General features: G+C 57.0%; 13 protein-coding genes. 4 read left to right on the top strand and 9 right to left on the bottom strand.

Translation table 11 applies throughout. The annotated features are described in order from the left end of the window. The first annotated feature begins 33 nt into the window (after positions 1-33). Genes K8I01_06585 through K8I01_06600 form a run of 4 tightly spaced genes read left to right on the top strand, consistent with a single transcriptional unit; the run spans position 34 to position 2,992 of the window. Complete coding sequence (locus K8I01_06585) at positions 34-1,089, top strand: AI-2E family transporter (protein MBZ0220081.1); 1,056 nt, start codon at positions 34-36, stop codon at positions 1,087-1,089. Further along, the gene (locus tag K8I01_06590) at positions 1,090-1,971 is read left to right on the top strand and encodes a site-2 protease family protein (GenBank protein MBZ0220082.1); all 882 of its coding nucleotides are present in this window, start codon (positions 1,090-1,092) and stop codon (positions 1,969-1,971) included. A 2-nt stretch (positions 1,972-1,973) separates the two neighbouring features. Continuing rightward, positions 1,974-2,207, top strand: coding sequence for a cytochrome b5 (locus tag K8I01_06595; protein MBZ0220083.1), 234 nt, complete (start codon positions 1,974-1,976; stop codon positions 2,205-2,207). A 23-nt stretch (positions 2,208-2,230) separates the two neighbouring features. Then, a complete protein-coding gene (locus K8I01_06600; GenBank protein MBZ0220084.1) occupies positions 2,231-2,992 on the top strand; it encodes a GPMC system MBL fold metallohydrolase in 762 nt (253 codons plus the stop codon). A 332-nt stretch (positions 2,993-3,324) separates the two neighbouring features. Here the strand turns inward: K8I01_06600 and K8I01_06605 are convergent, their stop codons facing one another. From K8I01_06605 to fusA, 9 genes are all read right to left on the bottom strand, one after another. Next, on the bottom strand, positions 3,325-4,404 hold the full coding sequence (locus K8I01_06605; protein MBZ0220085.1) for an alcohol dehydrogenase catalytic domain-containing protein: 1,080 nt from the start codon (positions 4,402-4,404) through the stop codon (positions 3,325-3,327). 47 nt (positions 4,405-4,451) lie between these two features. Beyond that, positions 4,452-4,811 (bottom strand): hypothetical protein, encoded by a 360-nt coding sequence (locus tag K8I01_06610; GenBank protein MBZ0220086.1) that lies wholly within the window; start codon positions 4,809-4,811, stop codon positions 4,452-4,454. A gap of 152 nt (positions 4,812-4,963) precedes the next feature. Continuing rightward, positions 4,964-5,809, bottom strand: coding sequence for an ion transporter (locus tag K8I01_06615; protein MBZ0220087.1), 846 nt, complete (start codon positions 5,807-5,809; stop codon positions 4,964-4,966). Between the two features lies 1 nt (position 5,810). Beyond that, positions 5,811-6,077 carry a hypothetical protein gene (locus K8I01_06620; GenBank protein MBZ0220088.1) on the bottom strand — a complete coding sequence of 89 codons (267 nt, stop codon included), beginning with the start codon at positions 6,075-6,077 and terminating at the stop codon, positions 5,811-5,813. Between the two features lie 49 nt (positions 6,078-6,126). Next, on the bottom strand, positions 6,127-7,371 hold the full coding sequence (locus K8I01_06625) for a DUF2130 domain-containing protein (GenBank protein MBZ0220089.1): 1,245 nt from the start codon (positions 7,369-7,371) through the stop codon (positions 6,127-6,129). A gap of 342 nt (positions 7,372-7,713) precedes the next feature. Further along, positions 7,714-8,637 carry a thioredoxin-disulfide reductase gene (gene trxB, locus K8I01_06630; GenBank protein MBZ0220090.1) on the bottom strand — a complete coding sequence of 308 codons (924 nt, stop codon included), beginning with the start codon at positions 8,635-8,637 and terminating at the stop codon, positions 7,714-7,716. Positions 8,638-8,712: 75 nt separating this feature from the next. Further along, on the bottom strand, positions 8,713-9,561 hold the full coding sequence (locus K8I01_06635; protein MBZ0220091.1) for a deoxyribonuclease IV: 849 nt from the start codon (positions 9,559-9,561) through the stop codon (positions 8,713-8,715). After that, positions 9,561-10,541, bottom strand: coding sequence for a hypothetical protein (locus tag K8I01_06640; protein ID MBZ0220092.1), 981 nt, complete (start codon positions 10,539-10,541; stop codon positions 9,561-9,563). Before K8I01_06640 ends, K8I01_06635 begins: the two co-directional genes overlap by 1 nt. A 4-nt stretch (positions 10,542-10,545) precedes the next feature. Then, the gene (gene fusA, locus K8I01_06645) at positions 10,546-12,645 is read right to left on the bottom strand and encodes an elongation factor G (GenBank protein ID MBZ0220093.1); all 2,100 of its coding nucleotides are present in this window, start codon (positions 12,643-12,645) and stop codon (positions 10,546-10,548) included. Between the last annotated feature and the right edge of the window lie 33 nt (positions 12,646-12,678).

Consider the following 12,678-nt stretch of genomic DNA (forward strand, 5'->3'; position numbering starts at 1 on the left):
AAATCAAAAAGATTCTCCTTCGCCTCTTTTGCCATGAAATGGGAATACCTCCTTACCCTTGTACTATCCGTAATAATCGGCTACCTGATGTACCTGGTCATGGCGCCGTTCCTCATCCCGATTTTCTGGGCCATAATTTTCGTAATCCTTTTCTATCCCTATTACATATGGCTCACAAGTCGGTTTCGCGGGCGAAGGTCCCTTGCCTCGCTTGCCGCTTGCACCAGCATAGCCCTTTTCCTCATAGTGCCCATGGCCCTCCTTGGGTCGGCGCTTGCAGCCGAACTAGTTAACCTTTATGCCTGGGCCGAGGACTACATCAGGGATATATCTGCACGCGCCGCCACCCCGGGCTTTTTCTTAACATGGGCCGAAAAATACCTTGGCGGCTATGTCGACCTGGAAACGCTTGACATAAGGGGCATGCTCGCTACTGTAGTAAGGGAAGCCGCAGGCTTCGCGGGCCAAGGCATACGCGGTTTCGTCAGAAGCTTCGCGGGGTTCGTACTAAACCTCTTCCTTGCATTCTTCACCATGTATTTTCTTTTCAAGGACGGAGACAAGCTCTTCAAAATCGTAAAGGACCTCGTGCCGGTCTCTCCGGAGCACAAGGAAGAGATAATACGAAAGAACAGGGGGGTAATATACGCGACCATATACGGAGGCGTGCTTGTCGGGATCATACAGGCCATCCTCGGCGGCATAGCCCTCTGGTATCTGGGCATACCCGCGGCCCTGGTCCTGACCTTCGTCATGTTCCTTACCACGTTCATCCCGAACATCGGGGCATCGCTCGTATGGGCGCCCGTCGCCGTTTACCTGGCGGTGAACGGGGACTACGTCGGGGCCGTCGGGCTTTCGGTCTGGGGCATATTCGTAATAGGCCTCGTTGATAATTTCATGAGGCCGTATCTCGTAAGCGGCAGGACGAACCTCCATCCGCTCCTTCTTTTCTTCAGCATACTCGGCGCCATGAACGCGTTCGGGCTCATCGGCATAATAGCCGGACCGCTGATAGTATCCATAGGACAGGCGATGATAGAGTTCTACCACGAGTATGTCACCAAAAAGAACGAGTGGGCAGGATAAATGGACGGCAATAACGGATACCCCATCGCATACAGGCCGGAAAGGCCCAGGGTTCTTCTGCCGCTGGCCCTGTTCATAGTAACGGTCGTAACTACCGTTGCTTCGGGGGCCATGCAGCAGGGAGTAGACATATTCTCTAACCCACACGGGCTTACGCAAGGGGTCCCCTTCTCGGCCTCGCTGCTGCTCATACTCGGAACACATGAGCTCGGCCATTTCATCGCGTCGAGGAGGCACGGAGTGCTTACGACGCTTCCGACCTTCATACCGGCGCCGCCCTTCCCGCCCATGATAGGCACCTTCGGGGCGCTCATAAAGATAAAGTCGCCCATAACGACCAAGGCCGCGCTCGTGGATATCGGAGCGGCCGGGCCGCTTGCAGGTTTCGTCGCGGCCATTTTCGTTACGGTCTGGGGGCTCGGTGAGTCGGTGATAGTCCCGAAGGGCGCGGCCGCCGGCTCGCTAGGCCTCGGCTCGTCGATAATATTCCACGCCCTTTCATACCTTGTCATGGGTCCGCTCCCGGAAACGCACGACGTGCTCTTGAGCCCCGTGGCCTTCGCCGGCTGGATAGGCATGTTCGTCACGGCCATGAACCTTTTGCCCATAGGCCAGCTCGACGGCGGCCACCTTGTTTACGCGCTTCTCGGCCCGGTGCACAGGGCCTTTTCCATCGGCATGATAGCGGTCCTCATAGTCCTCGGGTTCGCCGCCTGGCCCGGCTGGTTCATATGGGCCGCCCTCATAGCGATAATCGGCACGTTCCACCCGCCGGTCGAGGACCAGCACGAGCCCATGGACGGAAGGCGAAGGCTCATAACCGCCGCTACAACAGCCGTATTTGTATTGACTTTCATACCCGCGCCATTTTATATTGCATGATTATGAAGATATTCGACGAAAAAGAGCTCAAGCAGTTCGACGGCAGCGACCCCTCCAGGCCCGTCTACATAGCATATAACGGCAAAGTCTATGACGTGACCGGAAACCCGCTCTTTATCGACGGCATGCATTTCGAGCACTATTCAGGGGAGGACCTTACGGACTTCATGGCCGATGCCCCCCACGGCGAGGACGTCTTCGAGAAGCTCACGATCGTCGGAGAGCTTAAAAAGTAAAGCTCCAAAGAGAAGCCGACCGGATGAAAATCGTAATACTCGGCTGCGGCACGTCCACCGGCGTGCCGGTCATAGGCTGCCATTGCGAGATCTGCTCTTCACCGAACCCGCTCGATAAGCGCACCAGGTCATCCCTCTTAATACACTCAAACGGCAGAAACGTCCTCATAGACACATCGACCGATTTAAGGGCCCAGGCCCTCGCGAACGGGATCGAAAGGATCGACGCGGTCCTCTATACCCATCCGCACGCGGACCACATCCACGGAATAGACGACCTTAGGGCTTTCAACCTCTCCAACGGCAACGCCGCAATCCCCTGTTACGGGAGCGCGAGGACCGTTAGCCGCATAATGTCCACTTTCGAATATATCTTCAGGGACGACGGCATGGACGGCTGGAAGCCGAACCTATCGATCCAGGCAGTCGAGGGGCCTTTCGAGCTATTCGGCGAGAATGTGACTCCCGTGCCGGTCATGCACGGCCAGGCGGCGATATTCGGGTGGAGGGTCGGGAAGCTCGCTTACGTGACAGATTGCAGCGAGATACCCGAAAGCTCTTTCAAGGCCCTCCGGGGCGCTGAACTCCTTATCCTCGGCGCCTTGAGGCAGAAGCCGCACCCCACTCACTTCACCATATCCCAGGCGCTGGAGGCAGCAAAAAAAATAGGCGCGCAGAGGACTATCTTCACCCACCTGAGCCACAATGTCCTCTACGAAAGGGACAGCAAAACCCTCCCCCCAGGTGTCGAATTCGCCCACGACGGGCTTACAGCAGAGATTTAGCAGGTTGCTGAAAAGGCTTGAGAGATTTTTATAAAAAGGTTCTATAGCCGTTGGATGCACAAAGGGCTCAGGAACTAATTGCCTCATTAATCACATTCGCGTCTATCGGACCTAACACTCTCTCCAAAAACTTTCAGTTCTTCCTGAGAAAACCCCCATAAGGTGGTTTTTCTCAGGAACCAAAAGTCTTTGAAGGGGGTCAACTGAGATTGCAAACCAAAGTAATTGATTTTGCCGCACCAGAAGCAAAAACCACTTTGGCTCGCAATCCCAGCTAAAACCTTTCCATAAAAAGTTTCCCCAAAGTTTTCAATAAATCTGCTAAATCAATCCTATGCCGCCCATTTCAGGACAGCCTTTATTTCGTCCTCGGGATGTTTCGTTATGGCCTCTCTGTATTCCGTAAAGTCGAGTTCCCGGTTTATCATCCTGGCGGTATGCCCTCTCCACCTGTACTCGGCCATTGCGAAGTCGTCGAGGGCCATCCTGAAGTGCCCCTCGGCGGAGCTTACCGTGCCGAAGACGAGCTGGTTTTTCCTTACGAGCTGGTCCATCAATTGCGCCCCGGGTATGCGGATGGTCCTTTCATGGATTGCCTCGGAGGGTATGCCCGCAACGACATAGACGGCGTTCCTCGCCAGGGCGTCTATGAGATTAAACATGAGACCTGGCACGCCGGCGGACTCGAAGACCAGGTCCATGGCCCCCAATTCCTCGTCGACCTTCTCGGGCTTGACCTTCCTGCCGTCTATGTAGGTTCCCTTTATGCCGGAAAGCCATTTTGGCCTCGGAGAATCCTCGTCCAGGATATCGATGCCGTATACCGATGCTCCCCTGAGCCTCAGGGCAAGGCAGGCCAGGAGGCCTATCGTGCCTATCCCGGCGACGAGCACCCTTTTACCCCGGAACCAATCGCTGCCGATATTCGCTTCAGGCAGCCTCGCCGACTGGAACTTCACGACTTCATCAAGGGCCTTTTCGACGACCGACATGGGCTCGAGGAGGACCCCAACCGGAGCGAGCTCAACAGGGACGGGTATGATGTGCTTCTGGCTGTCCACGACGTACTCGGAATTGAAACCGTCTATATCGGAAAGGCCCCTGTCCTTGTATTTCCCCGTCCTGCACATGTCCGGGCGGCCCATGCGGCAGGGAGCGCACTCGTCGCAGCCCCGCCTTATCGTAAAAACGGCGTAGTCGCCGGGGCTGACAGCATCCACCTCTTTCCCTGTCTCCACCACTCTTCCGAAGCTCTCGTGCCCGATGACCAGGTCGTCGTAGCCCTCGGGCGGAGGGGCCTTGCCCTCGGCTATGCGCTCGCGGTCGGTGCCGCAGACGCCGACCCTCATGACCATTAATTTGACCTGGTCCCTGGCCCTTATGGCAGGCTCGGGCCGCTCTACTATCCTCAACTCCCTTTTACCTGGAGAGCCTTCATCCGCTCACCTCCTCGGGCTTCCTACACCTCCAGGCCGTACATGGCCCGGTTGTTCTTGAGGTAAAAGGCCCCTTTTACGATCCTGTAGATGACCCATACGGCCACGGCCAGGAGTATGAAATAACCTATTATGAGGAGATAGGTCAGGGCGCCTATGACGGCCCATAGTATGCTGAACCAGAACGTCCGTATCTGCCACCTGAAGTGCGACTCTATCCAGGTGCCTTTTACGTCCGAAGCCTTGACGTAATTGATTATGACGGCGATTATGTATGTTATGCCTATGAAGAGGCCGATGGCCTGCAGGACATATACGGTTGCGGCTATCTTTTTGCCTGCGACCACGGTATCTTCGTATGTATCGACCGTTGTCCTTGGCATGGCAGGACTCCTTTCCCCCGATTCATTTTTAAATGGCTAGACCCTTACTGGATGGAGGGCCGCTTACCGTCCATATTAAAGTATAGCCCGTATTGAGCGTAGATGGCCCGTAATCGTGAAAACGGCGTTGAAAGGGAATTTGGCGGAAAGGCTTAGTTGAGTTTCGAGCCGCAGCGCTTGCAGAAGACCGCGTCCGTGTCATGGTCTTCGGCTACGCACGAGGGGCAGGCCTGGGTCGATTTCCTTGAGGCCGCGGCCTGTTGGACCATCTCGACGGTGACTATTCCCGTAGGAATGGCGATAATCCCGTACCCAATTATCATGACCGCAGTGGCAAGCCCCATCCCGAGCGTGGTCTGGGGCGCTATGTCGCCGTAGCCCACGGTCGTGAGGGTGACGACGCACCAGTATACGCTCCTCGGGATGCTGGTGAATCCGTTCTCCTCGCCCTCTATGAGGTACATGAGTGAGCCGAGGACGACTACGAGGTTAAGTACCGTGAAAAGGAATACGGATATCTTCTTCCTGCTGGCCTTCAAGGCCCGCAATATATAGGCGCCCTCGTCCAGGTACTCGAACAGTTTGAATGTGCGGAATATGCGAAGCACCCTGAGCACCCGGACCGCCATGAGGTAGCGGCCGCCCGGAAGGAGGAGGTCGATATAGGTCGGGATGACGGCAAGGAGGTCTATTATGCCGAAGGTGCTTGCAGCGTACTTAACCGGCCTTGCAACGCAGCTGAGCCTCAAGGCGTATTCGACCGTGAATAGGATGGTGAAGAACCACTCGGCTACGTAGAGCGCGGTCCCGTATTCCTCGGAAATCCAGGACACGCTGTCGAGCATCACGACAAGGACGCTGAGGAGTATGGCCCCTATGAGGGCAGCGTCGAAAAGCCTGCCCGCTGGCGTGTCGGCCTCGTATATTATCCGGTGAAGGACGGCCCTCCAGCCCGTAAGCACGCTTTTTCCGCGTATCGCGCCAGCTCTTCCGTCCATCTCAGAATTCTATGAACTCGTGTCCGCACCTCGGGCAGTGGGCGGCCGATATGTTCACCTTCATTCTGCAGAAGCCGCAGGTCCTTGTGCCTCCGCCCACTATCCTCAGGCCTCTGTCCAGGAAAAGCGCGTGAGGCATGGCGATCACGAACGCCAGCGTGCCGTATACCCACCATTTAAAAAAGCTCCGCCCCTTCTTCATTGCCACAAAGGCCGGCATTATCCCTAGCGAGACCGCTATTATGATCACGAGCACTACCGTATGCATATCATCACTTCTCCCGGTCCGGTTTCCCGGACCATTTGCGTTCCTGTCCTCACTCTTCTTCCTCTTCCCCGGAGCCGAGCTCCAGGGACTTAAGCTCCGGAAGCGTAGAGCCTATTATGCCCTGCATGTCACCGTACATGCCCGCCGTGTTGGTGACGGCCCTTTCGAGCTGTTTTTCCCTTCGCGCCCACACCTTGGTCATGGCCCTTTTCTCGGCCTCGAGCTCCTCCTTCAATTCCTTGAAGGACTCCACTATTCCCTCTACCCTCTGTCTGAAGCCCTGGCCGGAAAGGTAGGCGTATATCGCCTCCATCTTTTCGTTCTTCCCGATCGACGAAAGCCTTGCGAGGGATAGCTGTATGAGCCCGGCCCGGAGCACTCCCGCGAGGCCGCCCGCAAGGCTGACGACCGATACCCAAACGCCGTCTATCTGGGCGAAGGACGAGACCCCTTTTGGAAGGGCCTCGGTCACGAGGACCGCGACCTCGGCCTTTATGTCCCTCTGGTCGTCCTTGAGCTTTGCTATCCACTCATCGTTCCAGGCCTTGGTCCTCTTGGACTCCCACACGATAGAGCCGCAGTGCTGGCCGGTCCGTGTATAGACCTTCTGGATTATGTCCGCGCCCCGTATGCCCTTGGGCACGGGCTCGATTACGTCCACCGGGAACATGGACCTAAGGAGAGCTTCGAGGTCGAGCTCCAGGACCTCGCCCTGGGACTGCATGGAGCCCTGCTCGCCCTTCCTCTTAAGCTCTTCTATGGTCCTGAGCATGTCGCTTATCTTCTTGTCCTTCTCAAGGTCCTTGAGCCTGTGCTCCTCGGAGAAGATCTCGAGGGTCGACTGGCGTATCTTCTCCCTCTCGGAGTCTATCTTCCGGGCCACCTCCAGGTCGAGCGCCTTCTTCTCCTCCTCGAGCTCTCTCGCCTTTTTCCTTAGCTCAAGCTCCTTTTTCCGGGCGTCTTGAAGGAGCTCGTCCTTCCGCGCCTGCTCCTCCTTCATGTCCCTGAGCTCGGTCTCGAACCGTTCAAGGGCCTTTTTCCGGGCCTCCTCCACGAGCCTCGCCTTCTCGGCGGAAAGCCTCGACGCGACCGTATCCTCGACAGCTTTTCTCGCCTCCTCAAGCTCGGAAAGCTTTTTCTTAAGTTCCTCTTCCCTTTTCCGGACCTCCAGCTCCTTCCGGACGGACTTCTCCTCGTACTCGGCCCGGAGCCCCTCCTTGATGCGGTTCGAAAGCGCCTCGGTGAGCGGAAACTCGATATGGCAGTTGGGACATTTTACGGTCTGGTCGGACATCGAGAAATCAAGGGCGCCTGGAGACTGCTGAAAGCCCAGGGGGAAACTTTCTGTAGAAAGGTTTTAGCTGGGATTACGAGCCAAAGTGGTTTTTGCTTCTGGTGCGGCAAAATCAATTACTTTGGTTTGCAATCTCAGTTGACCCCCTTCAAAGACTTTTAGTTCCTGAGAAAACCCCCGATAGGGGGTTTTCTCAGGAAGAGCTGAAAGTTTTTGGAGAGAGTGTTAGGCCCGATGGACGAATGTGATACTTGAGGCTGTAAGCCCCCCGCGTCATTCAAGCCTCCAACGGCTCAGAACCTTTTTACAAAAAGGTTCTCTCAAGAGTCTTTCAGCAGCCTGCTAAGCCCTTGCCTCCGTTTCGAATTGTTCGATATAGTCTATGGCGGACGCCGCGGCAATTGCCCCGTCGCCAACGGCTGTCGCGACCTGCAGTAACGGTGTAGTACGGCAATCGCCTGCCGCGAATACGCCCGGCATGCTCGTCTGGAGCCTTGCGTCGGTCTTTATAAAGCCCATGTCGTCCTTATCAACGTCCGCGAAGTCGGTCGTCGGGTTTATGCCGACGAATATGAAGACCCCCTCCACGTCTATGGACTTCTTCTCGCCTGTCTTGATGTCGTCAAGGAGAGCGCTCTTTACGAGCCCCGCTTCCTCTTTTATATGCGTAAGGATGTGGCTCTTCAATATCTCTATATTTGGCGTGCTCTCGAGCTTTTCCTGATGCATCTTCTCGGCCCTGAACCTGTCCCGCCTGTGCGAGATGTATACCTTGGAGGCTATCCGTGAAAGGTAGACGGCCTCCTTCACGGCGGTATCGCCGCCGCCCACGACCAGCACCTTCAGGTTCCTGAAGAACGGGCCGTCGCAGGTTGCGCAATAGGAGACTCCCTTACCGGTAAGCTCTTTCTCTCCAGGCACGCCAAGCCTCTTGGGTTTTGCCCCAGTAGCTATTATCACGGCCTTGGCCCTTATCTCGCCCTCGGTGGTCTTAAGGACCTTGACGCCGCCTTCGAGCGCGATGTCGTGGACGCCCGCGAGTTTTATCTCAAGGCCTAGTCCGCGCGCGTGCTCCTCGAACTTCTCCATGAGCCCGGCACCGCTTATAGACGGGAAACCGGGGTAGTTCTCGATTACGTCGCTTACGGCTATCTGGCCGCCCACCATCTGCTTCTCAAGGAGGACCGTCTTAAGCCTCGCCCTCTGCGCGTATATGCCCGCCGTAAGGCCTGCGGGCCCGCCCCCGATTATGACAAGATCGTACATCGCGTGAAAGCCTCCTTGTGAACGTCTTAAGAACAATCCTAAACCAGATAAGGGGTACAATTCAAGGCAATCTATCTATGCTCCGAGTATCCGCCTTACCTCTGCGAGGTTCCTAAGATCGTCCTCGTCCGAGTCCTTCGGGGTCTCGAGTATCATGGGCACCTTTTTTATCTTCGGGTGGTTGAGGAAATGCCTGAACGCTTCGCTCCCTATCGCCCCCTTGCCGATATCCGCGTGTCGGTCGAGCTTCGAGCCAAATCCGCCGCGCGAGTCGTTAAGGTGTATGACCCTGAGGCTCCCGCGCCCGGCCTCCGCTTCTATCCTCTTTACGAGTGAATCGGCCTCCTGGGGGGTCGAAAAGGAATACCCGGCGGCGAACGCATGGCATGTGTCGAAGCAGAGGCCCGTATCGAGCCCGCTCTCTTTCGCGCCCCTTATTATACGTCCGATGTCGTCGAGTTTGCTCCCGAAGCCAGTCCCTGAGCCTGAAGTGTTCTCAAGGAGGACGCGAGTAGTCCTGCCGAGCCCGCTTCTTGCCACCTCCAGAAGGGCGAGGGAGACCCTTTTGAGCGCGAACGCCGGCCCCATTTCCTGTGGGCTTCCGAGGTGTGTAACGAGATAATCCGCGCCTAGGGCCTCGGCTATCCCCAGCTCCTTTTTGAACATGTCAATCGACTTATGGAAGATGCCGTCGTCAGGCGCGGTGAGGTTTATGAGGTAGTTCGTGTGGACGACCACTGGGAAGAGGCCGGCCTCCTTCCTCTTGTGCCTAAAGAGCCTGGCCTCGGCTTCGGGGAGCGGCGTGTATATCCAGCTCCTCGGGTTTCTGCCGAATATCTGCATGGCGTCGCACCCGAGCCGCTGGGCCCTTTCCACCGACTTCGACACCCCTCCGGCGATGGAGACGTGAACTCCGAGCGGCATCAGCCCCTGCCCGCCTTGGCCTCGAGCCTCCTCCGGGCGGCGGAGGCGAGCGCGGAGGAGACGTTCTTGCTCTTGGCTATCGTCTGCAGGTCCTTCTCGAATACCGTATCGAGGAGCTTTAAGGAAATGGCGAGCGGCGTCTTGGGGTTTGACAGCATCCCGACCCTTATCGTATGGCTCTTCATCCATTCCTTGTTCCGGGATATCTGGCGAAGGAGGTCGTCACTCGTCCCTTTTGAGGCCGTGACCTTCTGCACCTCTTCCTCGGTTACCCTCGGGTTCTTTAGCACGGCTACCGCGATTATCTTGTTCGGGTCTTTTACAAGGAGCTCCCTCGCGGCCTTGTTTCCGCAAAGCGCGAGCTTCAACTTCTGGCCCATGGTCATGTTGGAAACGGCCTTGTAGATGTTCTGCTCGTCGGCCTTGGCCTTCTTTTCGTCAAAGAGGTCTTTCTCTATCTGCTCGGAGGTCAGGGGATCTGCCTCACCCGGTTTCGCTGTCCCTGGATTACGCAAGCGCTCTTCAAAGAGGCCGGCCATTGAAAGCGTAAAGTGAGGGTTCTTTTTGAGCGCCTCGACAAGGAACGGCTTCATCGAGAGTAAATCGATATCCTCTGAAATCGCGGCCACGACCTCTTCCGGCCCTGTCTCGGCGAGAGACTTAAGGGTTTCGTCGTCGGTGCCCGGGTTAAGGGCGGCCATTATCCGGAGCGAATCGTCGTCCCTCAAATCGAGCACCTTCTTTATGACAAGAGGGTCGAGCTTTTGCTCAAGCGCCTTTATGAGGCCGTCTAGCGGGTACTCGCCGAGGCTCTTTTTCGCCGCATCGGACACGGCCGGGTCCTTGTCAAAGCCCAGGACAAAAAGGACCGTAACCTCGTCGGAGGGAGTTAGCGTATCGTCTCCGGCCCTTTTGGCCAGCGCGAGACGCCCCTCGGCTGGCATCTTGAAATACTTAAGCAACTCCTGACGGACCTTCATTCCCTCACTCCGACTTTTCCTTTTCCGGCCTGTGCGCGGCTATTATCTTCTGGCTCAAGTAAGTCGGCACCTCCTCGTAGTGCGAGAACTCCATCGTGAATATGCCCCTGTCGCCGGTCATGCCACGGAGGTCGGTAGCGTAGGTTATGACCTCGGCCATGGGCACGAGGGCCCTTATGGTCTGGCTCCCTGCCTTGGGTTCGGCCCCGAGTATCTTTCCGCGCCTCGAGTTCACGTCGCCGATGATATCTCCGAGCTTTTCCTCGGGCACGCTTATCTCCATCCTCATTACCGGCTCGAGGAGCACCGGGTTCGCTTCCTCAAGCCCCCTCTTGAAACCCATCGACCCGGCTATCTTGAAGGCCATCTCGGACGAATCGACCGTGTGGTACGTGCCGTCATAAAGCGCAACCCTCACGTCCACGACCGGGAACCCGGCAAGCACCCCGTGCCTCATGGCCTCGACTATACCCTTTTCGACTGCGGGTATGTATTGCCTCGGAATCGCGCCACCGGTTATCTGGTCTACGAACTCGAATCCCGTGCCCCTTGGGAGCGGGCTTATGTCGAGCCATGTGTCCCCGTACTGCCCCCTGCCGCCCGACTGCTTCTTGTATTTCCCCTGCACCTTCACATGGGACCTTATGGTCTCCTTGTAGGGCACCATCGGGGTCTTAAGCTCCACCTCGCACCCGAACTTCCTCTTTAGCTTTTCGACCGAAACCTCGATGTGCACCTGCCCCACGCCGGAAAGGAGGAACTCGTGCGTCTCCTCCTCCATCCTGAAATCCAGGCTCGGGTCCTCTTCCATAAGCTTTGCTATGGCGAGCGGCGCCTTGTCCTCGTCCGCCTTGGTCTTCGGGTGTATGGCATAGGAAAGAGATGGCACGACAGGCGGAAACTGCGGGAACCTCACGGGCTCGGCGACGTCCGATAGAGTGTCGCCTATGTGGGTGTCCTTCAATTTCGATACGGCCGCTATGTCACCGGCCTCTACCCTCCCTACCTCCTTTAGCTTCTTCCCCTCCATGAGGTACAGGTGGCTTATCTTCTCTTTGGCGTCCCTGGTGGGGTTCAGGACAGTCGAATCGGCGTGGAGAGAGCCGGAGAAGACCCTGAATATGGAGAGCTTCCCGGTGTAGGGGTCGATGAGCGACTTGAAGACGAACGCGGAAAAGGGCTCCTCGACCCTGGGCTCCCGCTCTATCTCCTCCCCTGTCCTCGGGTCTATGCCCCTTATGTGCCCCCGGATAGCCCCCTTGTCGAGCGGCGAAGGCAGGTTTCCGTTAACCGCATCCATCAATAAGTTCACGCCCATGTTCTTGAGCGCAGAGCCCAGGTAGACCGGGATGAACCTCCTTGTGAGGACCCCTTCCCTTATGGCCTTAAGTAGCTCCTCTATTGATATCTCCTCGCCGTTCAGGTACTTCTCCGTAAGCGCCTCGTCGGATTCGGCCACCGCGGCTATCATGTTCTCCCGCATGGCCGCTGCCTCGGATTCGAGTTCCGGCGGGGCGGCCCCCGTCTCGAAGCTCCCCGAACCGTCGTCCTTGTAAATGTATGCCTTCATAGATACGAGGTCCACGAGGCCCCTGAAGGCGTGCCCCTCGCCGATGGGTATCTGCATTGGCACGCCCTTGACCTTAAGTACCTTCTCCATATCGTCCACGGCGCGGAGATAGCCCGCCCTCTCGCGGTCCATCTTGTTTACGAAGGCTATCCGCGAGACCTCGAATTCGTCCGCGAACTCCCATATCTTCTCTGTCTGGACTTTCACGCCAGATATGGCGCTAAGGATGACCACGGCCCCGCCGACTACCCTGAGCGAGTCCCTGGTCTCGGTGAGGAAGTTCGAATACCCGGGGGTGTCTATTACGTTCACCCGGCAGCCGTCCCAGTCGTAATGGTGTATGGCCGCCGATATGGTGATCTTCCGTTTCTGCTCCTCGGGCTCGAAGTCAAGGTGCGATGTGGCGTCGTCCACCTTGCCTAGCCTCTCGATGGCCCCGGCGTTAAAGAGCATCGCCTCGGCCAGCGAAGTCTTTCCCGCGCCGCCGTGCGCGATAACGGATATGTTCCTCTTTTTTTCCAGCGAGACTTCCATCAAACCACCTCCTCCGGGTTGAGGGTCTCACGT

It is taken from the genome of Deltaproteobacteria bacterium (genome assembly GCA_019912665.1).
GTDB lineage: Bacteria > Desulfobacterota > GWC2-55-46 > GWC2-55-46 > GWC2-55-46 > UBA5799.

Excerpts from the sequence above, each read along its gene's own strand:
- K8I01_06585 (MBZ0220081.1), top strand. The coding sequence starts at position 34 with ATGAAATGGGAATACCTCCTTACCCTTGTACTATCCGTAATAATCGGC.
- K8I01_06590 (MBZ0220082.1), top strand. The coding sequence starts at position 1,090 with ATGGACGGCAATAACGGATACCCCATCGCATACAGGCCGGAAAGGCCC.
- K8I01_06595 (MBZ0220083.1), top strand. The coding sequence starts at position 1,974 with ATGAAGATATTCGACGAAAAAGAGCTCAAGCAGTTCGACGGCAGCGAC.
- K8I01_06600 (MBZ0220084.1), top strand. The coding sequence starts at position 2,231 with ATGAAAATCGTAATACTCGGCTGCGGCACGTCCACCGGCGTGCCGGTC.
- K8I01_06610 (MBZ0220086.1), bottom strand. The coding sequence starts at position 4,811 with ATGCCAAGGACAACGGTCGATACATACGAAGATACCGTGGTCGCAGGC.
- K8I01_06615 (MBZ0220087.1), bottom strand. The coding sequence starts at position 5,809 with ATGGACGGAAGAGCTGGCGCGATACGCGGAAAAAGCGTGCTTACGGGC.
- K8I01_06620 (MBZ0220088.1), bottom strand. The coding sequence starts at position 6,077 with ATGCATACGGTAGTGCTCGTGATCATAATAGCGGTCTCGCTAGGGATA.
- K8I01_06625 (MBZ0220089.1), bottom strand. The coding sequence starts at position 7,371 with ATGTCCGACCAGACCGTAAAATGTCCCAACTGCCATATCGAGTTTCCG.
- trxB (MBZ0220090.1), bottom strand. The coding sequence starts at position 8,637 with ATGTACGATCTTGTCATAATCGGGGGCGGGCCCGCAGGCCTTACGGCG.
- K8I01_06635 (MBZ0220091.1), bottom strand. The coding sequence starts at position 9,561 with ATGCCGCTCGGAGTTCACGTCTCCATCGCCGGAGGGGTGTCGAAGTCG.
- K8I01_06640 (MBZ0220092.1), bottom strand. The coding sequence starts at position 10,541 with ATGAAGGTCCGTCAGGAGTTGCTTAAGTATTTCAAGATGCCAGCCGAG.
- fusA (MBZ0220093.1), bottom strand. The coding sequence starts at position 12,645 with ATGGAAGTCTCGCTGGAAAAAAAGAGGAACATATCCGTTATCGCGCAC.